The organism is Mesorhizobium sp. M0848, assembly GCF_040319805.1.
In the GTDB taxonomy this organism is placed as follows: Bacteria; Pseudomonadota; Alphaproteobacteria; order Rhizobiales; family Rhizobiaceae; genus Mesorhizobium.
On the sequence record NZ_JAMYOM010000019.1, the window covers coordinates 1 to 21,545 of the forward strand.

Below are 21,545 nucleotides of genomic sequence, written 5' to 3' on the forward strand. Positions count from 1 at the left end.
CGTGCCGTCCGTCAGCACGTTGCCGCTCACGATGCCGCCCTCGACAACGCTGTTGGTGTCGGCATGTGCCGTCGGAATGTCGTCGATAATTTTCACGGAGAGCGTGGCGTTGGCGCTCTGCAGATCCTGGTCGGTCAGCGTGACGGTGAAGTTCTCGAAGAGGTTGTTGGTGCCCTGGATGGGGTCATGCCCCTCGTTGTCGAGCAGTGTGTAGGTGTAGCTCACCTCACCGGTGGCGGCATTGTAGCCTGTCACCGTCAGCGTGTTGCCGAGCGTCGTCGTGAACGAGCCGCCCGTGAACACGCCATCGGTGATGAAGGCGTTGCCGTCGATCGCCAGCGAGTGGATGCCGTCGGGCGAGGAGACGGTGAAGGTGCCGGCGCCGGCCTCGGCCGTGCTTGCCGGATCGGACCCAGGCCCGCCCGGCGTGCCGATATTCAACGCCGCCTCGTTGACGACGACGTCGCCGCCGGTGGCCTCCGGCGTCAGGTCGGTGATCACAGGCGTCGAGTTGCCGATCGAAATCGTCAGCGTGGTATGCGAGGTGTCGCCGTCGCCATCCTTGATCGTGTAGGTGAACACGTCGTTGACGCCGCCGGGCGTGCCGGCAGCGCGCACATAGCTGTAGGAGCCGTCCGCCAGCAGTGTCAGCGTGCCGTAGCTGCCCTGGATCGGCGCGTTCAGCGTGGCCGCATTGTCGACATCGGTATTGGTGTTGCCGGCCTGCACGCCAACCACAGTCGCGCCATCGGCGCCCTTGGTGTCGGCAACGCCGTCCGTCGCGTTGGCGTCGCCGGCATCGGTTCCGCCAGCCAGTACATTGCCTGTCGCCGGGCCGAACTGGCCGGCCGCGATGCTGTCGGTGTCGGCGTGCGCCGTTGGCACATCGTCGACGATGGCGACGGCGAAGGTGGTGCTGGCAGTATCGCCGTCGACATCCGTGACAGTGATGGTGAAATTCTCAGGAACCGTGTCGGTGCTAGGATCATAGCCGGGTGTCTGATCCGTATGGGAAACCGATTCGGTCACCGTATAATTGTATTCGATGGCACCGGTGCTCGGATTGAAGGAGACGATCGTCAGGTAACCGTACTGCCCTGGGATGTGCTGATCGACGCCGGTGACGGTGACACCGTTGATGACGATCGAGCCAATTCCATCCGGCGCGTCGATGCTGATCGTTCCAGTGCTGGACGTTTCTTTGTCGGTCGGCGCTTCGCTACCCGGAGTTTGCGCCCCACCGCCATCGAGGCCAGTTTCACTAGCCGCTTCGGTCGGGGCAAGCAGTGACGTGGCCGTCACTGAAACCTGCCTGTCGACGATCGAGGGAAACAGCTCGCGCCGCTCCAGAAGCCCGAACTGCAGAGCCGTCGGGGGCAACAGGGCCGACAGGTCGAACCCGTCGCCGATGCCGCCGGGGGGAACCGAGAAATCTCCGCCTGCGCTTGAATTCGAACCGCCCGGGCCGGCCGACATGGAGCCGTCGGCGCCGAAGGCGACATCGACATGGCTGGCTTCGAGTGCCGCCAGCAAAGCAACGCGCGGCACCTCGACGTCGCCGATGATGAAGGTCGGCACGTTCAGGGCGCCATCCTTGACCACGATTACCGAGCCGTCGGCCTGTTCGAGCAGAAGGTTTTGGCCATCGACCTTGATGTTGTCGATGGAGGCGTTGGCGGGAAGCCTCACCACATGGCTGGCGTCGGCTACGTATTCGTGCGGCGCAGCTGCCGGCGGTGCCTTTGCTTCCGCGGGGGCTTCTGGCTTGACAGGCGCTCCGCCGCCGACATCGACCGGCACCGGTTCGGACGCTGCCGGCGCGGGCTGCGTCGAATTTGCCTGTGCGACCCGGATCTCCGCCGGCGACGCCTGATCGGCGTGTTCATTGGACGCGGAATGCTCGTTCAAGGAAGCCGAAAAGCTGTCCAACTCGATATTGTTCGTCATGGCTGAAACCCCTCCGATATTTACCGGATAGAGACAGCGGCCACTTCTACTTTGCAACTGCCCCCTAATCTATTTCATATATTATGATATGCATTGCCCGGCATTTTTTACACGTGGTAAACCGCAACAATATAACCTGATATATGTTGGTTTCTGGAGGTCTGGTTGACGGATGACTAGTCGGCATCTTTTTGGTGAACCAAAGTATAAATTTGAATAAAATTTTAGACAAACTGGATAAAGACAGTTGCTGGATATTTATCCACCTTCCTTTCCAATAATTTGAGACAAGATTGGTAGCGTCCACAGTCAAAGGTGGGCGTTATGAAAAAGCAAAAAACAGTTCCGGGAAAAACCCGGCTCCAGATGCTCCTGCTGGCAATCGGGCTTGTCGGCCTGGCGGGGCCGTCATTCGCGAGCGATATCGCCGCATCCGGCTGGCCTCAGGAGAAGGTCCAGACGCCGCCCTGTCTCGGCGGTGTTTCGCTGGCGAGGCCCCAGCCCAGGCAGCCTGCGGGCGCTTACCGGATCGGTCAGGTCATCAGCAGCTATGGCCCGGCAGATGCTGACCGCGGGGATGGCTCGTCAACGGCGCGAGATGACGCCGGGATAGATCCGGTGCAGACCGCGTCGATCATTCCGGGGGTCTTCGGATCGGTTGCCTTGTCCATGCGCAATTTTCCCGTCGCGGCGCGCTGGGCGCCCGTGTACCGGGCAATCACCGCTTGTTCGGCGGGCAGCCCCTGCGAGCGCAAGAGCACAGCTTTTGCCGGCATGGTCGCCGCCGCTCAAGGCAAGGGATTCAGCGAGAAGCTGTCCTTCGTCAACAGCAGCGTAAATCGCCTGATCGCCTACAGGAAAGATAGCGTCGTCTACGGCAAGCTCGACTATTGGGCGAAGCCTTCGGAGATTCTCGAGCGGCGAGCCGGCGATTGCGAGGATTTCGCCATTCTCAAGATGACGGCCCTGCTGAGGGCCGGCATCCCGACGCAGAGCATGGCGCTTGTCGTCCTCCAGGATCGCAAGCGAGGCTTCTTTCACGCAGTGCTGTCGGTGAGCACAGGCAGCGGCACCTTCATTCTCGACAGCCTCAGCAACACTGTGGTGCGTGACAGCGATCTCCCGGATTATGTTCCGCTTTATTCGTTCAGCACGGACCGGGCCTGGATCCACGGTTCAAGACCGGGCGGAGCCCAGATGGCTGACATCAAAGGCGGTTTCGCAACCGTCGCACCTGGCGAAGGTTTTCAGCCATAAGTTCTCGTTGGATTGGTGGTGATTCAACCGCCGAAGACGAACGCCATCAGCAGCTCTGGCTCGAGCACCGGAGCCCGCACCGCATTCAATTGCCCCCGGTAACGACGGTCACCCGCACCGATGACAAAGCCGGTGGCCACCGGCGATTCGCCATTGGCATCGAGCCGCGCGAAGATGTCGGCTACGTTGAGGTCCAATGCCAGCTTGAGATCGTGCCGTGCGTCATCGCTTGGGGCTATCGGCAATTGACGTTTGACCAGTTGCTGGAACGGCGCGTTGAACGACAGGATCTTCTTCGACGATGCCAGGGCAAAGGCCGGGGACGGGCAAGCGACGAGTATGGCGTTGATGGTGTTGATCGATGCAAGCCTTCGCAAGGTCAGGTTTTCATCCGCCAATCCACGCATGCAGGCCACCCGGATCGCGGATGTCAAATTGCCTGTCTGTGCCTGGCTTTCGGCGATCTCGTCGATGAGCATGCCGATCGTGCATTTCCTGCGTTCGGCCATCTGCTTCAGCGACAACCAGAATGCCCGCTCCAAGCGGATGCCGCGTCTTATGCCGCCACGCGCCACGACCCGAAATTCAAGCCCGAAATCCTCGGCCGCGACTGGCGGAAGCAGTCGCTCGCCATCAGGATGAGGGCTGGCGCTACCGCTCACTCATCGCCTCCTCGCGCGCCTTGTTGATCGGCTTCAGGAGGTAGTGCAGGATCGTCTTGCGCCCGGTCTTGATGTCGACCGAGCAGATCATGCCGGGAATGATCGAATAGGCCTTGCCGTCTCTTTGAAGGGTCGATTTGTCCGTCGCCACGCGCACCTGATAGTAGGGTTCCCCCGTTTTCTGATCGACCAGGCTGTCGGCTGTGATGTTGGAGACCTTGCCCTCGATGCCGCCGAAGATCGAGAAATCATAGGCGGTGACCTTGATAAGGGCCTCCTGGTCGGGACGGATGAACGCGACATCCCGTGGCGAGACCCGTGCCTCCACCAGCAACGTCTCGGAGGTCGGCACGATGCCGGCGACGACGGCGCCAGGCTGGACGAAAGCGCCGACCGTGTTGAGCTCCAGCGTGTTGACGATGCCATCCACGGGAGACCGGATGTCGGTGCGCGCGACCTTGTCGGTGGCCCCCCTTATGGTTTCATCCACTACCGAAAGTTCCGCCAGCGCCTGGGTAAGGTCGTCCAACGCCTCCTGCTGCAGTTGCAAGCCGAGTTCCTCGACCTGCAGCTGGGCTTCCGTGATCGACGATTTGATCTTCTTTATTGTTTCGCCGGCCAGGTTCAGCTGGCCGTTGAGCTCGGTCTGTTCGCGCTCTACCCGGAGCTGCTCGGTCCTTGCCATCAGGCCTTTCTTGACCATCGCGTCGACCAGTTTTGCCTCCTGGTCGCTGACGACCAGGTTCTTGGTCAGACGGTCGGAATTGGCCACCGCCTCGGCCAGTTCCCTCTCGCGCTGATCGAGGCGTGACTTGAGCACGGACAGCTTGTTGTCGAAGTTCCCGCGCCGGGCAATGAGCAGCTTCTGTTCATTGTCGCAAATCTGCGGAGCGACCGACTGAATGTCCGGCGGGCACGGAAATGGGCCTGAGAGATTGCCGGCCTGTTCGTATTTCAGCCTTGCTATGCGCACTTCCAGCGCGCGCGCCTTGGCCTGCTGCTCGCCAAGGCTGGATGTGTTGAGCGTGTTGTCCAGGCGGATGATGAGATCGTTCTTCTTGACGATCTGGCCAATCGTGACTGCGATTTCCTGAACGACGCCGGCCTCGCTCGCCTGAATGATCTGGGTCTTGGAAGCGGGTATGACCTTGCCATCGCCGCGTGCGATCTCATCGACCTCGGCAAAGGACGCCCAAGCGACAAAAACGACGAAGAGCGCTCCGATGATGAATATGGACGCCGACGCAAACAGCGGCGGTCGATCTTCCCTGGCAAGCATTTCCCACGCCCCAACGCATTGGATGCAGCAATAATTGTTTTGTCAGGCGCTTGTTTTCTGCAACGCCTGTATGACTTGGTCCTTCGGTCCGTCGGCAACGATCTTGCCCCGTTCGATAACGATCAGGCGGTCGGCCAGCTCAAGCATGCTGAACCGATGTGTGGAGACGATCAGCGTCGTGTCGCGGTCGAAAGCGACTTTGAGCTGCTTGATCAACTGGCGTTCCGAGGCAAGATCCATCGAGCCCGACGGCTCATCCAGAAAGACGATTTTCGGTTTGGTCAAAAGCAGGCGTGCGATCGCCACCGTCTGCCTCTGGCCGCCGGAAAGATTGGTGCCGCGCTCGCCGACATTCATGTCGTAGCCGCGCGGGTGGCGTGAAACGAAATCGTCGACGCCGGCCGCCTTTGCAGCTTCGATGATCTGTTCGTCTGTAGCCTCGGGGCATGCCATCAGGAGGTTTTCCTTGATGGTGCCCGAGAACAGGTCGCCGGCCTGCGCAACGATGCCGACCGCGGCGCGAACCTCGGACGGGTGATACTGGCGAATGTCGATCCCATCCAGCAGCAACTCACCGGAAGTCGGCAGGAAGAGCCGGCCGATCAGCCGCCCCATCGTCGTCTTTCCCGATCCTATGCGGCCGATGATGCCGATCCGCTCCCCTGGCTTCACCGAGAAATTCAGGCCGGTCAGAACCTCGTTCTCCGAGCCGGGATAGACGAACCCGACGTTCCTGAACACCATCGCCCCCTTGCGAATGGGGCGGTTGACGAAACCCACCGTGTCAGGTCGGTCTTCCGGTTGAGCCATGATCGAATTCACCATTCTCAGCGAGAGCATGGCCTGGCGAAACCGGGACAACGTTATGGCGATCTGGCCGAGCGGCGCCACGGCCCTGCTCGCCAGCATCACCGTTCCTATGATTGCTCCTGTCGAAACATGCCCTTCCGAGAAGGCATAGGCGCCGGCCACGACCAGGGCGACGGTCACCAGCTGTTGTATGGACTGGGTGATGTTGCCCGCCGCCGCCGAAAGCTGCTTGATCTTCTCGGACGTGTTGGCGGCGTTCTTGGAGTGCTCCCCCCATTTTCGCAGCAGATACGCCTCGGCGCGCAGCGACTTGATCGTCTCCAGCGTCGAGATGGATTCGACCAGCAGTGCCTGGCGCTGCGATGCTTCGTTCATCGAGGCGGCGACGCGCTTGCCGATGCGGCGCTGGGTGACCAGGCCGACGATGACGGACATCACGAAGGCCAGCGCCGGTATGATCACCAGCCAGCCGCCAATTGCATAGATCACAAGGAGAAAGACGAAGACGAATGCCGTGTCGATGAACACGCTTATGGTGTTGGAGGTGAAGAACTCCCTGACGAATTCATATTGCGTGACCCTGTTTGCGTATTCACCGGTCGAACCGGGGCGCGCCGACAGCGACGAGTTCAGCACTTTCTCGAACAGCAGATAGGATATTCGGAGATCCGCCTTGCGCCCGGCATAGTCGATGAGGGAAGCCCTGGCCGTCTTCAAAAGCAGGTCGAACAGGATGACCGCACCGATGCCGAGAGCCAGCACCCACAGTGTCGATATTGCCTTGTTCGGCAGGATCCTGTCGTAGACGTTCATGGTGAAGATCGGCGAGGCTATGGCCAGCAGATTGATGAACACCGCCGCCAGGACGACTTTCGAATAGGTGCGCCAGAAAGCGCCCATCGTCCCCGTGAGCCAATGTCTCCGCTCGATCCTGGCCGCCGAGCCGACCGACATGGTCTCGGCGGCATTGGCGTAGGTGATCGAGAAGGAAGCGCCGCCGCTGATGTAGCTGGCGGCCAGTTCCGATCGGCCGATCGCGGTGCGGCCGTCTTCCTGGGGCGCGGTGATATACGCATCGTCTTCGCCTAGAGCGAGCAGGGCAACGGGCAATTGGCTGACGCGAAAGACGATTGCGGGCAGATCGATACGCCCCCTGAGAAAATCCCGGTGGTTGAACTCGGTGACTTCCAGGCCGATGCGTTCGGCAAGGTGCCTGATGTCGTCGACCGCAATTCGCGTGTCCGAGAGCGGCACGCCGGCAAACAGCACGGTCTCCGCGCTCGGCCTGCCGAGATATCCGGCAACGGCTGAGAAACAGGCCTTGAACGCCTCCTTGGGGGAGAGGATGTTGGGTTGCTGGTTCACGATCTGCCCGTCAGGACGCTCGCTGGACCTTGCGTCGTCTTATTTCTTCCTCACCGGAGCGAGGATGTCGAAAGGCAGGTCGCTCTTCTGCTCCGACGGCGTCCGCGCATAGGTCTCGGTGTCCGCGGTTTCCGGTGCTGCGAACTCGGTGCGTGCATAGGCTGTCGCCTGCTTTGCCGGCTGAAGGTTCATCGTTTTCAGCAACTGTCCGGTCGCGGCCAGAAGCCGGTACTGGGCAAACAGCGATGCGTAGGACGCGGTATCCGCCAGCGTTGCCGTGTTGAACCGCGTATTCTGCGCGTCGAGCACGTCGAGCAGCGAGCGCTGTCCAACCTTGAACTGCTCGCGATAGGAAGCGACCAGCTTCTCATTGGCGGCGGCTTGCTGCCTCAGGGTCTTCGCCAGATCGGCTTGTCGGAAACGACGATCCCACGACGTGCGAACGGCTTCCTCGATTTCGCGCTGCACCTGATGCAGCGCCAGACGCTGTTCGCTGGTGCGGCGGATCTGCTCCTGCTCGTTGGCCTTGTCGATACCACCGCGGTAGAGATTCCACCGCAGGACCACGCGTGCCTGCAGGTCGCTGGTGTCGCCATCGTCGCCGTCAATGTCAGTTCCCGCCCGGGCGCGACCTTCAGCGATGATGGAGGGGCCGAATTTAGCCCGTGCGGCATCCACGAGGGAAGCCGCCGCGTCGATGTCGCTGTTGGCCATGTGCACGCGCGGATTGCTTTCGCGCGCCAACCCTATTGCCTCGTCAAGCGATCGCGGGAGCGCAGCCGAGACATCGCCCGGCCTCGATGGGCTGGTCAGTGGCTTTCCGACGGTCTTGAAGAAGCGGATCTTGGCCGCTTCCAGTTCCTCGGTCGCCTCCTGCATGCGCGCCTTGGCGGCAAACAGCCGTTCCTCGGCCTGCTGCCGGTCGGCCTCGTTCAGCGCGCCGCCCGAAATGCCTTGCCGGATGTCGCCGAGAATTCCCTGGTGGAAGCCGAGATTTTTCTTCGCTTCGACAACGATCGAAGCCTGCAGCATGTATTCCAGATAGTCCTGGACAACGGACAGCCCGATGAATTCGGACCGTTCCAGCACCCGGAACGAAGCGCCATCGACGCGCGATGCCTGACGGTTCAATTCGGCCCGCCTTGCGCCGCTGTCATAAAGCGTCTGCGAAACGGTAAGATCCGTTTCAGCCGGATAGAGCGCGTCGTCTTCGATGGAAAGGGAGCGCCGGGATGAATTGTCGAGCCGGCGAACGCCGGCCGATGCCTCGACATCGACACTGGGAAGATAAAGGCCCTTGGCCTGCCGCAACTCGAACTCGATTGCTTCGCGATTTTCGATCGCCTGTCCAATCTCGGGATTGGATTCCACCGCGACAGCCATCGCCTCCTTGAGCGTAAGCGCATGAGCACTCCCGCAGGTCAGCATGGTGGCCGCCATCAAAAGACCAAGGCGCCTGCCTATGGTCGACATGTTTGTCGTATTCATCAATCCCACCCTAACGTTTCCCCAGCGTCCTTTTCAGAGCGCTAACCAAGCCAAGGCCTGCCCGTCGGTGGATTATTCACAAATTCACGAAATATGTGAGCGATTATTGATTTAGAGGTCGCTAAATAGCCTTTTTGGGCAACAAGGCTGCGAGATGTAGCAAAAATAGCACATAACGTCGGCTCGCTCCGGTTGTATCCGGACGCCGCACTCTGCGGGATAGCCCGAAAAACGGCAGGTCAGTGGGCCGATATGGCCAGAATCATGCCATGTGGGTATGGCGGCTGTTGATGACCCAACCTGAAGTTGAGCCATTTTCAGGTACGCCCTCTCGGCAGCCGCCCCAAAATACTCCGTCGCGGCGGCCGGCGTGCGCGTCATGTCGCTGATTGCGGCCAAAAGCTGGGTCAGCGCGCACCCTAATTTGCGCTCAACGCCACCATGCGGTCGAGCGCCGCGGTCAGGCCGCGAAGCGAGACCGGGAAGCTCAGCGGGGTCTCGGCGTCCGTCGTCACATTGAGCTTCAGCACCGAGCCTCCCCTCAGCTTTCCAAGCGTCGGCCGATCGACGGTAAAGACCGAGACGCAACCCGTCGGCAGGCAGGTCCTGAAGCGCTGCGGGGACAGTGGCGGCTGATCGTCGATCTGCAGCGTCACGCCCGGGTCGAGCAGGATGCCGAAGGGCAGAAGCAGGGTAGCCGTCGTCGAGCCGTCCGGGCGTGCCGCGATCTCCACGGCAAGAAGCCTCTGCCCGTTCTGCTGGACCTGATCTTGCGCGAGCGAGCACACTCTCGCCTTCTCTCGAACCGAGCAGGTCACACTCCAATCCTGATAGACTTCACGCAGCGATGAGGGTCCATCCGGGACAGCCGCCACCTGTTGCTGGGCAGACACCGGCGACATCAACGAGAATAGAATTGCCCCACATGCGGAGACGGCCTTCGGGCCAGGCTTCATGTGCAGACCCACTCGCGGATCTTGCATTTCTCTCCCGCCGCCTCGCAGGCCTGCAAAGCGAGATCCTCCGCTTCGCGACGGGTCTCGGCCGAGTTCACGCCCCAGGGCGTGAAACGGTTCTCCACCTTGTCTGCCACGGCGAGTGCACCGCAGTGCTTGTAGGGAAAGCCGGTCTCGTCGTCATCATTCCAATGGCGGTGGTTGCGGAAGACGGTGACGACGTTGCAGGCCTTTCCGCCCGCGTTCTCGCAATATTTCTGTGCGATGTCCTTCGCTTCCTGCCGCTTGTCGGCGCCCCAGAAGAAGCCGTATTTGCTATCGGCCTGCGAATAGGCAATGGCCGCCCAGATGCCTTTTTCCTCCTGTTGCGGTTCCGATGGGGCCACAAGGTCGGCCGAGACGACTTGTCCGCTCCACAACAGGGTCAAGCCCAAAACTGCCAAAGCCTGCAATCTCATGGTCGGCATCCTTTCCTTAACCTCAATCGCTTCGCGTCCTACTTCGCCGCCGAAGCGAGGGAGATCACCACACAGCTTTTGCCCGTCGGCAGGAGAAGCGCTTCACCGGCATTGCCGCCGAGCTCGTAGACCTCGACCTGCCCGAGATGGTCGGTAATCTTGCTGCCCTGCGGCAGGATGGATGCGATGTCGGCGCACGGGCTGGCGAATGGCGCCACCCGCACCATCGCCCCTTCGCAACCCGTGGCGGTGGGCGATGCGAAGACGATGCCGGCGGCCGGTCCGCTATAGCGTTCCGACGCATAATCCATGCCGACAAAGGCCTGGATGGCGTGCTTGTCGGCGGCCTGGTCGTTCCACAGGGATTTGACGCTGTATTTCGTGCCGTTCGTCAGAATCTGTCCGAGCGCCGGATAGACGGTCGAGCAGGCCTGCACTCCGGCCTGCTTGACATGCTCGAGGAAGGGCGTGTCCGGAAGCACGGGGGCCGCCGCAGTTTCTGCGGGTGCGGCCGTCGCGCCGCCGACCAGATTGGCGATGGCGGCATAGTTCCCTGCGGCGAAGCCAAGGCCCGCCACGACCAATCCCAGAAGTGAATATCCGGCCACGCGTGGCCAGCGCCGCCTTGGGGACTCGGCCCGCCTCTGCCGATCCGCCTCGACGGTCGCAGTGCGTTTCGCGGACGTGAACTGGTCCTGCTGGCTCATGGTGATGCCCCGGTTATTTGAGTGGTGAAAGGGCCTCTGACAGCCCCTTGAGCGTTGCGGTCACGGTGATCGTCTGACCGTCGACCGTCGAATAGGAGATCGCCGGTGTCGCATTCTGCGAGATCTGTCGGCGCATGACGGGGCCTACCGGCAACATGCCGACGCAGACCATTTCGTTGCAGCCGTTCAGGTGCACGTCGATCGGCTGCTTCTGTCCATCGAACTTCAGTGACACCAGGCCATCGCTCCTGGCGTTCGGAGCGGTGCGCAGGATCATATACGGCTTGCCGTCCTGGGTGGCGGCGAGCGACCAGCTGAAAGCCATCTTGCCTGATGCGTCCTCGATGATCTGCGAGACGTTGCAGACCTTCTTGCGAGCCTTGAGGTTCTCGTCGCAGATCAGCGTCCAGTTATCGAATGGGCGGATGGTGCGCTGATAGTCTCCGAGCTTGACCTCGGGCGGCACCACTACGTCCGATGGCTTGATCCTGTAGGTCGACGCGACCTGCCCGGCGGACGGCACGAGGCCGCCGCAGAGCGCCAGGCAGGTCAGGGCAACAAGTCCTTTCATTCCTGCCTCAGTTCAAGGTGAAGCTGATGCCGGCGCCGACACCGACATGCCCACCCGCGGCCGTGCCCGACAGATTGCCCCGGATGCGGCCGTCTTCACTGGTGTAACCAGCGCCGAAGGCGAACGCGCCTGCGTCCCGCCACAAGCCGCCACCCGCCGCGACGCTCAGCTTTCCGGGCCGGTCGTCATAGCGCAGCGAGGCGGCCGCAAGGCCTATCGCGGCCGCCTGCCGCGCCTCGTCGCGGATGCCGCTGATGTCCGAATTGAGCTGGCTGAGCTTCTGGTCGGTATAGTCGTTGGCCTGCTGCAAGGTCGTGACCGCCACCTTGTCGGTGTAGTCGTTGGACGTATCGATAGCGTAGGCCACGCGGTTGTCCGTATAGCTCTTGCCCGCGGTCAGGCCCTGGTTCATCTGGTCGACGTTGACCGCATCGGTCCCTTTGACGCCGGGGCCGACATTGGAGATGACGACCGGCGCGTTGACGTCGCCACCTTGCAGCGTGATGGTGTTCGTCTTGTTGCCGCCCTGGGTGTCATAGGTCACCGCGTTCTGGGTAAGGTTTCCGACGCCGGCTTTCAGATCCTCGATCGCCGTGTTGGTGGCGTAGAGCTGCGAGCCGTTGATCGCATCGGTGCTGCCGGCATCGACGCGGCCGGCGGCGACATTGGTGATCGTCCGCTCGGCGCCGGCGTCGCCGACGCTGACGGTTCCGGTCGGCGTCGTCCCGGCATAAGTGTAGGTCTTGCCGTTGATGACGGTGCTGGAGGTCCCGACGGCGGTCTGTGTCACCGAACCGGAACCGAGCGCCACATCGTTGGCGTTGTTGGCCTTGGCGCCTTGGCCGAGCGCGACGGCGCCCTGCCCGGTGGCCGTCGAGCCATGTCCCGCAGCCAGGCTGTCGGTGCCGCTCGCCACACTCTCCGGCCCGATCGCCACGGCGTTGGTGCCGCCGGCGATGCTGTCGGCCAGCGTCGAGTTGGCGTGGAAATATTTGATGCCGCCGCCATTGCTGATGCTGGTCAGCGCATTGTCGACGGCCGTGAAGCCGTCATAGACGGTGGAATAGTTGTTGCCCTGGATGGTGTAGGTCGGGCCGGTGATGGAGCCGTCGGGATTGACGGTCGTGCCGCCGCCGAACAGGTTGCTGACGTTTTGCGTCACGCCGCGCAATTGCGAGACGTTGACGCCGTCGGTATCGGCCGAGCCCGCCGCGACGTTGGTGAGCTTGCGTTCGGCCCCGGCGGCGCCGATCGACACCTCGCCGACCGAGGTCTGCGAACCGGCGAGCGCAAAGGCCGTGTAGCCGGCCTGCGCGCCGACGCTGGTGATGGACTGCGCGCCGAGCGCAACGCTGTTGATGAAGGTGCTCTGGGCGCCGGCGCCGAGCGCCACCGACTGGATGCCGGACGCCAGCGAATTGGTGCCGAGCGCCAGGCCGTCGGCCAGCATCACGTGGGCGCCTTGGCCGATCGCTGTGCCGCCGGGTGCATCCTGCTCGACAGTGGCGCCATTGCCGATGCCGATGCCGTTGTCGCCGTTGACGACCGTCGTCGGGCCGACCGCGACCGATTCCGCGCCGACCGCCAGCGAGTCGCCCGCCGCCGAATTGGCATGGAAGTATTTCGTCGACGTCACCGAGACGGAGGCGATGGCGCCCTGCAGCTGCCGAAGCGTTACCGCATCCTGAGATTGCGTGCCGTCGGCCACATTGGTGATCTGCCGATACGAGGTAGCGTCGCCGACCGAAACGGCGCCGAGCAGCGTCTTGTCGGTCGTGTTGTACTGGATGAAGTTGGCTGGGCCGGCGGGCAGTTGCCCGGTAAGCGGAGCGATCGCGCGATCGGAGACCGAACCCGAGCCAAGCGCCACGCCGCCGTCGATGCTGACATTGCTGTCGCGGCCGAGCGCCAGTGCGCTGACGCCGGTGGCGGTCGCCTGGTAGCCGACGGCGGTGGAGCCGACGCCTTGTGCGAAGGAATCGGTTTGCGCCAAGCCTGCCTCGTTGGTGCGGGCGTAGCGGATGCCCACACCATTGGCGTCGGTATAGGCGGTCGACGTGTCGCCGGCGATGTTGTTGATCGTGTTGCCGAGATCGGTCACGCCACTGCCGATATTGGCGATATCGGTCGTATTCTGCGTGACCTGCTGGTTGGTGGCGAAGAGCTGCGAACCGTTGACCGCATCGGTCGAACCGCCGTTCAACTGCCCGGCCGCGACATTCTGGATCTGGCGTTCGGCGCCCGCCGAGCCGACCGAGAAGGCACCGGCCGGGGTAGCGCCGGCGAAGGTATAGTTGACGCCGCCGATCGTTGTGCCACCCACGGCGGTCGTTGCGCCCGACGCCGAATTCAGGCCGATCGCCACGTCGCCGTCATTGTTGGCCACGGCGTTCGGGCCGACCGCGACGGAATCCGCTCCGAGAGCCTGCGAATCCGCCAGGGTCGAGTTGGCATGGAAATACTTGATGCCGCCGCCGACATTGATGTTGCTAAGCGTGACGCCAATGGCGTCGACGGCCTGGTTGGTGGCGAAGAGCTGAGAGCCATTGATCGCATCGGTCGAGAGCGCGCTGACGCGCCCCGCCGCCAGGTTGGTGAGCGTGCGTTCCGCACCGACCGCGCCGATGCTGACCGTCGAGAGCGGGTTGGTGCCCTGGAAGGCGTAGGTCGTGCCGTTGACCACCCCACTGGCCGTGCCGACGGCCGTGGTGGTCACCGAGCCGGAGCCGAGCGCCACGTCGCCGGAGCTCGCCGCCGCCGTCGCGCCATTGCCGAGCGCGACATTGCCCGCGAGGCCTGCCGCGCCCGCCGTGGAACCGTTGCCCAGCGCCACCGAGCCCTGCCCGATGGCCTTGTTGTTGTTGCCGATGGCGACGGCGCCGTTGGCCGTATTGGCCGCGGTGGCGCTCGCCGTGCCGTCACTGTTGGCGATGTTGTTGGCGCCACCGGTGAAGGCGCCGGTGCCGCTGGCATAGCTCGGATCGCCTATGGCCACCGCGCCGTCGCCATAGGCAACGTTGCCGTAGCCGATCGCGACCGCCTTGCCGCCATCGGCGGTCGCGCCCGTGCCGATGGCGACGGAGTCGGCGGAGATAGCACCGGCGGCGGTACCGATGGCAATCGCATTGACGTCTTGTGCCACAGCGCCCGCTCCAACTGCTGTCGAGCTCGCCGCTGTCGCGATGGATGTCGTGCCTATGGCAATGGAGTCGTCGCCTCCCGCAGTGGACGAACGGCCACCGGCGAACGCACGGGCACCGGTGGCCTTGGATGTGGAACCGAGCGAAGTGGCGTACACTCCGCTGGCCGTGGCGCCCAATCCCAGCGCACTGGCATTTGCGGCGGTCGCCGCGGCGTTGTTACCCACAGCCGTGGTGGAGACGTCCGTGGCCTGGGCTCCAGAGCCCGCCGCGACCGAGCCTACTCCGCTCGATACGGCCGAATTGCCCAGGGCCAGCGCGAATTGGCCCGAAGCCGTGGCGACGTTGCCGAACGCTGCCGAGTTTATCGCCGATGCATTTGCCTGAGGACCAACGGCTGCGGCATTGGTGCCGGCGGCCTGGGCCTGGAAGCCCACGGCTGCCGAACTGGCGCCGCCGGCCGACGTACCTATGCCGAGCGCGGTGCTGCCGACTCCGCCGGCGTTGGCACTGACGCCGGCTGCGAGAGAATTGTCTCCTATCGCATTTGCACCCGTCCCGAATGAGGAGGCGTTTATGCCGCTGGCAGCGGACGCGTTGCCGACCGCGGTGCTGGCAGAGCCGCTCGCAATCGAGGTCGCGCCCATCGCTATGGCGGACGTTCCCGTTGCCTTGCTCGCGCGCCCGATCGCAGTGGAGTCAACCTGGGACGCCGTCACATCCGTACCGATGGCGATGGCACTCTGGGCCAGCGCTCCGGTTCCGGCGCCAGTACGCGAACCGAGATAGACGGCGTTTATCGCGGTTGCGGTCGACTGGAAGCCGACAGCGATGGCATTCTGGCTGTTTGCAATGGTGTTGGTGCCTTGGGCAACGGTGTCCAGTCCCGACGAGACCGCCTGGCTCCCGATCGCAATGGCGCGCGTCCCGGTGGCTTGGGACCCCCAGCCTCCGGCGAACGACGTGGCGCCGCTGGCCAGGGAGCTGACGCCGACGGCGGTGGAGTTGCCACCCGAAGCAACGGAGAAAGTGCCGAGCGCGCTGGCGCCGGCGTTGGTGGCACTGGCGTTGACGCCGATCGCTACCGTATTGACATTATTTGAGATCGTGCCGGAGCCCAGCGCTATCGCGCCGCCGGGGCCTGTGGCCGACGCAGTCCGGCCGATGGCGATCGAGTATTGCGCCGACGAAACGGACTGGAAGCCGAGCGCTATGGCCCAGGCGTTGCTGGCGGTAGAGCCATTTCCGATCGCCACGGCCTCGCCGGCGGTTGCTGACCCGCCGCCCGCCTGATACTGTGCCTGGGCCGGCGTGGCGAGGCCGAGCGCGACGAGCACCGCCAGGCCGCCGATGATGCTGGCCGGGCTGACGGATGACGCCAGCGCCGAACCTACACTGCCACCAGCGCCCAATGTTCCCAAACCCATATTCTTGCGGCCGAGGCCGAGCACACGATGCGCCATGCGCAGCACCGCCATTAGGCGGCGGCGCGTCGAGCGTGAGCCATGATCGGCCCCCGCGATCCAGTGCCCGGCGAAATGCGCCGCGCGACGCTGAACAAGAAGCGAGCCGTTCGAAAACTGGTTGTCGGTCATGGTTCCCTCTCCGCTGGCCGGCACGAAATGTCTGACAATTCCGCTCCACCGCAGGAAGACATGATTCCTGCCCGCGGTATTTCACGAAATTGCTGCCTTGTGAGAAAAGAGCGCAGCAAAGCTACAGAGGTTAACGGCTTGTTACCTTAGCCAATGCTTTAAAACCAAGAAACAAAGCAATGAAATAAGCGTCGCATCACCTAACCTTGGCGTTAAGCTTTCCCACCCGTGCCTGCAACGGCGTCCTCTGCCGGTATTTCTTCATCACGGTGGTAAAATGGCTCTGACTTGAAAACCCGCTGGAGTGGGCGATGTCGGCGATCGTCATGCGGCTGTCTGCAAGCAGTCTTTCAGCGAAATCCAGCCGCAGGTCGAGGACGTACTGGTGCGGCGGCATTCCGAACGTCCTCGAGAAAGCCCGCACAAAATGATAGGGGGAAAGCCCGCAAACCGCGGCCATATCAGCCAGCGCCAGCTTGCGCGTAAAGTTCTCGTCCAGGAATTGCTGCACGCGGCGCGCGGCGCGGACGGAAAGCCCGCCTTTCGCGTTGAGCGTCGGCTGTCGCGAGTTGGTTCCGGAAACCGGTCCGGGGAAACCATCATCGCCCGGCATTTTTCGGCCTCCCGATACGTCCCAGATGAGGTTCAACCCAAGGCTTCCTTCCATGTTCCCCTGAAAAACAATTCGTGATTAATCGAAGCTGACCGGCATCGCCACTCATCGGATCGTTCCGGCCGGACGGCGAACAATGCGCGGACTGCATGACATTCCAGAGGACTCCTGCGGAGCTTGGGGCAGATTTGCAGCGGGACGTATTTTGAAAAACTCAGCAAGCCTTGTAGAAAATTCCGGTCTCGCGTCGCGGGCGAGCAGGCGTTGCCATTTTGCCATGGCCGGGCCCTCAGTTCTTGAGGGAAGCATGCCCGGCCCCGGTCGGCGTTCTCACTCTGTATTTCTTCAGCGCCACGGCCAGATGGCTCTGATCCGAAAAGCCGGCGAGATAGGCGATTTCGGCAACTCGCCGCGATGTGGCGGCATGCCGAATGCCATGGCGAACCTTGCTATGAAATGGGTCCGGTGAAACTCCCGCGACGAATGCCAATCCGGCGACGACTTTTCGCGCGAAGTTTTCGTCGAGATATTCCCGCACGCGTGGCGCGACGTATTCTGTGATCTTGTCGCTGCCGGGCGAGGCTCTCATTCCGCGTGCGGGCCTCAGCACAATTCCGGTGGAATGCTTCTTGGCCAGGAATTTCTGCGGGACGGGATCGCGGACGGAGTATATGACACTCCTCCGCGTGGTGGCCCTCCTGGGACCTGCGCTTTCAGGAATTATGTCCAGGACATATCGAGCTGTCCGTTCTCGATTGACGCCCCGGGAATCGCCGCTGTCCCGAGCATCGTCCGTATTTTTCATGCTTGGCCTCTGCCGCTTTGTTCGCTGCCTGAAATCCCCCTTAGCCCGACCCGGACCCAGCGTAACGCACATGCCGCGGATAGTGAATAACATCCGTACGCAAAGAAAAAATTTTGTTCGGGATAAGAGGAACCAGTCACAAAGGAGGGACTGGAACATTTTTTGACACCTTCGCCTGCGCATTGGCTGACGGAGCATCAACGAAAAACCCGCCTGCGCGGCGGGTCACTGGCGCAAATCAGCACCATGGGCGAATATGTACTATAGCTGAGGTCACCGAGTCAAGAAAAAATTCCTATCGTGAAAAGCTGCGTGCGCAAAAGTTGCCAACTGCCGCGAGGCCTCTGGTCGACCTGAATTCGGAGCCCTGCTTCAGCGGACAGTTTGGCCATTTCGGCGGCCATTCAACAATGTAGAGCTACCGGATTTGCCGCCGGTCATTGCAGATCGTCGCGACGATTCTCATACAAATCCCATGTAAGTTCCACAAAACCCAGAAGAACGTCTTCCTCGCTCCACCCGGCAGCGACGGCTGCCTGAACGATCTCACGGACGAGAGGCAGCAATTGGCGTTGGCATTCTGCCGACGTGTCGGCAGCTGCGTCATCGCCAGGAGGTCCATCGAAGTTGAATTTCATCATTCGGCGCCCCCCTCGCCGTCAATCAAAGTGTTTATATCACTAAAATCATTCCTCCTGATATACAATAGAGGTGGTACCAAAGCATAAGAGGCTTCGGAGGGCCCGGGCAGAACAGGACGATGCCAGGCTCTATGCTTCCCTTGGGTCAGGTTTGTCCTTCTGGACAGGATCTATCGGGGTGCTTCAACCCATCGATCTCTGCGGCTGGTCGAACTCTTCAGCCAGGGCCGCATGCCACCATCCGGCGAATGCGCGGCACGAGCGGCTGCATTGCCTTCTGCAACCGCTCGCTGGATAGTCTCGGCATGTTGGAGACCCTGGCGACTCACTGGCCGCAAATTCTGGCGATCATCTCCGTGGTGATGGCGACGGTCGGCATCGTCCATGCCGTCATGACCAAGGAAGATGTCCGCGCCGCCACCGGCTGGGTCGGCGTGATGGTGCTGTCCCCCATCCTTGGCGTGCTGATCTATGCCATCGCCGGCATCAACCGCATCCGCCGCGCCACGATCACCGCCCAGCGCCCGTTTGCCGACGGCGCGGTGTCCGCCAAGCACGAGCGCAACGTCGCTGTCGAAGAGGCCCTGATCGTCGAGCGTTACGGGCAACGGTTCACGGGCTTGCGGACACTGGGCGACAGGGTGGCGCGGCGCACGCTCAATCCTGGAAATGCAATCGATGTGCTGGAGACCGGCGACGAGGCCTATGCCGCCATGTGCGCGGCGATCGATGGCGCCGAGCGCAGCGTCCTGCTCGAGACCTATATTTTCGACAATGACGCCGTCGGCCTGCTCTTCGTCCAGGCGCTGGCCGGCGCCGTCCGGCGCGGCGTCACCGTCCGCGTGCTGATCGATGCCGTCGGCGCCCGCTACTCGGTGCCGAGCATCCTTGGGCATTTGCGCGAGGCCAACATCCCCGCCGATGTCTTCAACGGCAACATCGTCATGGGCCTGCGCCTGCCCTACGCCAATCTGAGGACCCACCGGAAGATCCTGGTGGTCGACGGCATCGCCGCCTTCACCGGGGGCATGAACATCCGAAAAGGCTTCTCAGCCGAATTCGCCGGCTCCAACAGCGCCAGGGACACACATTTCCGGGTGACCGGTCCGATCGTCGCCGACCTCTTTTCAGTCGCCGCCGAGGACTGGCGCTTCGCCACCAACGAGGCGCTGAAGGGCGACGCCTGGCGCATCGCCCCGCTGTCGCCATCGCCAGGCGCACCGATGATGGTGCGGGCGGTCGCTTCCGGCCCGGATGCCAGCAACGAGACCAACCACAAGCTGCTGATCGGTGCATTCTCGGTCGCCCGCAAGTCTATACGCGTGATGTCGCCCTATTTCCTGCCGGATCGGGAACTGATCAGCGCGCTGATCACCGCCGGCAGGCGTGGGGTCGAAATAGACATCGTGGTGCCGGCGGTGAACAATCTTTTCCTCGTCGACCGCGCGATGATGGCGCAGTTCGATCAGGTGCTCAAACACTATTGCCGTGTCTGGCGAACCGAGGGACCGTTCGACCATTCGAAGCTGCTTTCGATCGACGGCGTGTGGGCCTATGTCGGATCTTCCAATCTTGATGCCCGATCGCTGCGGCTGAATTTCGAGATCGACCTGGAGGTGCTCGATGCCGGCTTTGCCAGCGAGATCGAGACGCGGATCGGATCGGCGATTGCCTCCGCCGTGCCGGTGACGCTGGAAGCCTTGCGAGCCCGGCCGTTTCTTATCAGGCTGTTCGACCGGGTATTGTGGCTCGGTTCACCCTATCTCTAGGGCGGAGGGCCGCTTGAGGAACTCGTCTGTCATGGAACATACGCCGAAATTGCCTATTTTGACTGTATCCGGCTTCTGAATTGAAACCAGCGAGGACGAGCAGCACAGAGATGCACAGAATTGGACGCAGCCTCCCGGCAAGCATGCTTCTGTCCCTTCGTGACCGCCGGATGCAGAAGGCTAACGCCGCAGCACTCAAGACGACAGCCACCACCGGCACGCTGGTTGCCTCCTACAATGTCCACAAATGCATCGGCGTCGACAGGAAATTCGACCCGGAGCGGATCATCCGCGTCATCCGCGAAATCGATCCGGATGTCATTGCGCTGCAGGAAGCCGACAATCGCTTCGGCGACCGTGTCGGGCTTCTCGACCTGGCCCGGCTCGAGCGGGAAACCGGCCTGATTCCGGTGCCGATTTCGGCCACCGGCAAGGGCCATGGCTGGCATGGCAACGTCCTGCTGTTCAAGAAGGGCGTCGTTCGCGACGTGCACCAGATCAAGCTTCCGGGACTGGAGCCGCGCGGCGCGGTGGTGGCGGAGATCGACCTCGATGGAAGCCGGACGCTGCGCATCATCGCCGCCCATCTTGGCCTGCTGCGCCGCTCGCGCTCCCAGCAGGCGCGCGTCGTGCTCGACCTGATGAACAGCCCGGACGAAAGACCGACCTTGCTGCTCGGCGACCTCAATGAATGGCGGCTCGGCAACCGCTCCGCTCTCAACACGCTGCATGCGACGTTCGGCCCGCAGCCGCCGGCGGTCCCCACCTTCCCGTCGAACCTGCCGCTGCTGGCGCTCGACCGGATCATGGCCAACAGGCACGGCATGATTGCCGCCATCAACGCGCATGACACGCCGCTTTCGCGCGTTGCCTCCGACCACCTGCCGCTGACGGCCTTCGTGCGCCTGGAGCGGGTGGACGATAACGCCTTGATGTCTTCCGCGTCGCAAAGCGTGTAAAATTAGGCGGAACGCCCCGTTCTTCCGCGAGTTAACATGTCTTGAATACGCAGGAGGACGAGATGAAAAAGCTGATTCTGGCTTCCCTGTTGGCATTGGCCGCGACCGCGGCGATCACTGCGCCGACGCAAGCGGCAAGCGTGACCATCCAGTCCGACGACGGCGACCGATATTTGCCGGATGACGATTCCGATAGTGGGATCGTTATTCGCCGTCATCACCGCGATCGCTATTATGACGATCAGTATGATGGCGACCAGAATGTTCAGTATGACAATGGCGAATACCGGTACGGCGAATATCGCCGCCATCACCGGCATCATCGCTGCCATATCGAACTGGTCAAGCATTGGCGCCACCACCACAGGGTGATCGAAGAGGTCCGCGTCTGCGGCTGATCCCGATCGGAGCAACCGGCCGGCGAAAGCCGGCCGGTTCATCGTGCATGATCGGCTGACGAAATAGCGCCGATGTGAGAGGTGATAATTGACCGCGTCAAATCGTGGTCGCCCGCACGCTCACC

General features: G+C 62.4%; 17 protein-coding genes. 4 read left to right on the forward strand and 13 right to left on the reverse strand.

The features are described 5' to 3' along the window. Nucleotides 1-1,947: Ig-like domain-containing protein (locus tag NKH95_RS21430; protein ID WP_352722591.1), on the reverse strand; the 1,947-nt coding region annotated here is incomplete at its 3' end. A gap of 366 nt (nt 1,948-2,313) precedes the next feature. On the opposite strand from NKH95_RS21430, the gene NKH95_RS21435 reads away from it, so the two are divergent. Beyond that, nucleotides 2,314-3,204 (forward strand): transglutaminase-like cysteine peptidase, encoded by an 891-nt coding sequence (locus NKH95_RS21435; RefSeq protein ID WP_502895290.1) that lies wholly within the window; start codon nt 2,314-2,316, stop codon nt 3,202-3,204. Nucleotides 3,205-3,227: 23 nt separating this feature from the next. Here the strand turns inward: NKH95_RS21435 and NKH95_RS21440 are convergent, their stop codons facing one another. The 12 genes from NKH95_RS21440 to NKH95_RS21495 all read right to left on the reverse strand — a co-directional run bounded on the left by NKH95_RS21440 (nt 3,228) and on the right by NKH95_RS21495 (nt 18,294). Continuing rightward, nucleotides 3,228-3,866, reverse strand: a complete 639-nt coding sequence (locus NKH95_RS21440; protein WP_128304952.1) for a ribbon-helix-helix domain-containing protein — start codon at nt 3,864-3,866, stop codon at nt 3,228-3,230. Beyond that, the gene (locus NKH95_RS21445; RefSeq protein WP_352441934.1) at nt 3,856-5,145 is read right to left on the reverse strand and encodes an HlyD family type I secretion periplasmic adaptor subunit; all 1,290 of its coding nucleotides are present in this window, start codon (nt 5,143-5,145) and stop codon (nt 3,856-3,858) included. The genes NKH95_RS21440 and NKH95_RS21445 overlap by 11 nt, the downstream gene beginning before the upstream one ends. Nucleotides 5,146-5,187: 42 nt before the next feature. After that, the gene (locus NKH95_RS21450; RefSeq protein ID WP_023809953.1) at nt 5,188-7,320 is read right to left on the reverse strand and encodes a type I secretion system permease/ATPase; all 2,133 of its coding nucleotides are present in this window, start codon (nt 7,318-7,320) and stop codon (nt 5,188-5,190) included. A gap of 39 nt (nt 7,321-7,359) precedes the next feature. Then, nucleotides 7,360-8,808, reverse strand: a complete 1,449-nt coding sequence (locus tag NKH95_RS21455; RefSeq protein WP_128304949.1) for a TolC family protein — start codon at nt 8,806-8,808, stop codon at nt 7,360-7,362. A gap of 419 nt (nt 8,809-9,227) precedes the next feature. Beyond that, entirely contained in the window at nt 9,228-9,791 is a 564-nt protein-coding gene (locus NKH95_RS21460; protein WP_196815310.1) for an invasion associated locus B family protein, read from the reverse strand. After that, the gene (locus tag NKH95_RS21465; RefSeq protein ID WP_023809956.1) at nt 9,761-10,222 is read right to left on the reverse strand and encodes a DUF4189 domain-containing protein; all 462 of its coding nucleotides are present in this window, start codon (nt 10,220-10,222) and stop codon (nt 9,761-9,763) included. The genes NKH95_RS21460 and NKH95_RS21465 overlap by 31 nt, the downstream gene beginning before the upstream one ends. Nucleotides 10,223-10,260: 38 nt before the next feature. After that, nucleotides 10,261-10,929 (reverse strand): hypothetical protein, encoded by a 669-nt coding sequence (locus NKH95_RS21470; protein ID WP_023809957.1) that lies wholly within the window; start codon nt 10,927-10,929, stop codon nt 10,261-10,263. A 13-nt stretch (nt 10,930-10,942) separates the two neighbouring features. Next, nucleotides 10,943-11,500, reverse strand: a complete 558-nt coding sequence (locus NKH95_RS21475; RefSeq protein ID WP_023809958.1) for an invasion associated locus B family protein — start codon at nt 11,498-11,500, stop codon at nt 10,943-10,945. Between the two features lie 7 nt (nt 11,501-11,507). Next, nucleotides 11,508-16,235 carry a YadA-like family protein gene (locus NKH95_RS21480; protein ID WP_352892916.1) on the reverse strand — a complete coding sequence of 1,576 codons (4,728 nt, stop codon included), beginning with the start codon at nt 16,233-16,235 and terminating at the stop codon, nt 11,508-11,510. Nucleotides 16,236-16,431: 196 nt separating this feature from the next. Continuing rightward, nucleotides 16,432-16,848 (reverse strand): helix-turn-helix transcriptional regulator, encoded by a 417-nt coding sequence (locus tag NKH95_RS21485; RefSeq protein ID WP_352892933.1) that lies wholly within the window; start codon nt 16,846-16,848, stop codon nt 16,432-16,434. A 289-nt stretch (nt 16,849-17,137) separates the two neighbouring features. Next, a complete protein-coding gene (locus NKH95_RS21490) occupies nt 17,138-17,437 on the reverse strand; it encodes a hypothetical protein (protein ID WP_352613195.1) in 300 nt (99 codons plus the stop codon). 653 nt (nt 17,438-18,090) lie between these two features. After that, entirely contained in the window at nt 18,091-18,294 is a 204-nt protein-coding gene (locus tag NKH95_RS21495) for a hypothetical protein (RefSeq protein WP_164779989.1), read from the reverse strand. 305 nt (nt 18,295-18,599) lie between these two features. On the opposite strand from NKH95_RS21495, the gene NKH95_RS21500 reads away from it, so the two are divergent. The 3 genes from NKH95_RS21500 to NKH95_RS21510 all read left to right on the forward strand — a co-directional run bounded on the left by NKH95_RS21500 (nt 18,600) and on the right by NKH95_RS21510 (nt 21,420). Continuing rightward, a complete protein-coding gene (locus tag NKH95_RS21500) occupies nt 18,600-20,063 on the forward strand; it encodes a phospholipase D-like domain-containing protein (protein WP_352892943.1) in 1,464 nt (487 codons plus the stop codon). A gap of 110 nt (nt 20,064-20,173) precedes the next feature. Continuing rightward, complete coding sequence (locus tag NKH95_RS21505) at nt 20,174-21,022, forward strand: endonuclease/exonuclease/phosphatase family protein (protein ID WP_128304945.1); 849 nt, start codon at nt 20,174-20,176, stop codon at nt 21,020-21,022. Nucleotides 21,023-21,084: 62 nt separating this feature from the next. Beyond that, nucleotides 21,085-21,420 (forward strand): hypothetical protein, encoded by a 336-nt coding sequence (locus NKH95_RS21510; protein ID WP_128304944.1) that lies wholly within the window; start codon nt 21,085-21,087, stop codon nt 21,418-21,420. The last annotated feature ends 125 nt before the right edge of the window (nt 21,421-21,545 follow it).

Excerpts from the sequence above, each read along its gene's own strand:
- NKH95_RS21435 (WP_502895290.1), top strand. The coding sequence starts at position 2,314 with ATGCTCCTGCTGGCAATCGGGCTTGTCGGCCTGGCGGGGCCGTCATTC.
- NKH95_RS21445 (WP_352441934.1), bottom strand. The coding sequence starts at position 5,145 with ATGCTTGCCAGGGAAGATCGACCGCCGCTGTTTGCGTCGGCGTCCATA.
- NKH95_RS21455 (WP_128304949.1), bottom strand. The coding sequence starts at position 8,808 with ATGAATACGACAAACATGTCGACCATAGGCAGGCGCCTTGGTCTTTTG.
- NKH95_RS21460 (WP_196815310.1), bottom strand. The coding sequence starts at position 9,791 with ATGCAAGATCCGCGAGTGGGTCTGCACATGAAGCCTGGCCCGAAGGCC.
- NKH95_RS21465 (WP_023809956.1), bottom strand. The coding sequence starts at position 10,222 with ATGAGATTGCAGGCTTTGGCAGTTTTGGGCTTGACCCTGTTGTGGAGC.
- NKH95_RS21470 (WP_023809957.1), bottom strand. The coding sequence starts at position 10,929 with ATGAGCCAGCAGGACCAGTTCACGTCCGCGAAACGCACTGCGACCGTC.
- NKH95_RS21475 (WP_023809958.1), bottom strand. The coding sequence starts at position 11,500 with ATGAAAGGACTTGTTGCCCTGACCTGCCTGGCGCTCTGCGGCGGCCTC.
- NKH95_RS21480 (WP_352892916.1), bottom strand. The coding sequence starts at position 16,235 with ATGACCGACAACCAGTTTTCGAACGGCTCGCTTCTTGTTCAGCGTCGC.
- NKH95_RS21485 (WP_352892933.1), bottom strand. The coding sequence starts at position 16,848 with ATGCCGGGCGATGATGGTTTCCCCGGACCGGTTTCCGGAACCAACTCG.
- NKH95_RS21490 (WP_352613195.1), bottom strand. The coding sequence starts at position 17,437 with ATGAGAGCCTCGCCCGGCAGCGACAAGATCACAGAATACGTCGCGCCA.
- NKH95_RS21495 (WP_164779989.1), bottom strand. The coding sequence starts at position 18,294 with ATGATGAAATTCAACTTCGATGGACCTCCTGGCGATGACGCAGCTGCC.
- NKH95_RS21500 (WP_352892943.1), top strand. The coding sequence starts at position 18,600 with ATGTTGGAGACCCTGGCGACTCACTGGCCGCAAATTCTGGCGATCATC.
- NKH95_RS21505 (WP_128304945.1), top strand. The coding sequence starts at position 20,174 with ATGCACAGAATTGGACGCAGCCTCCCGGCAAGCATGCTTCTGTCCCTT.
- NKH95_RS21510 (WP_128304944.1), top strand. The coding sequence starts at position 21,085 with ATGAAAAAGCTGATTCTGGCTTCCCTGTTGGCATTGGCCGCGACCGCG.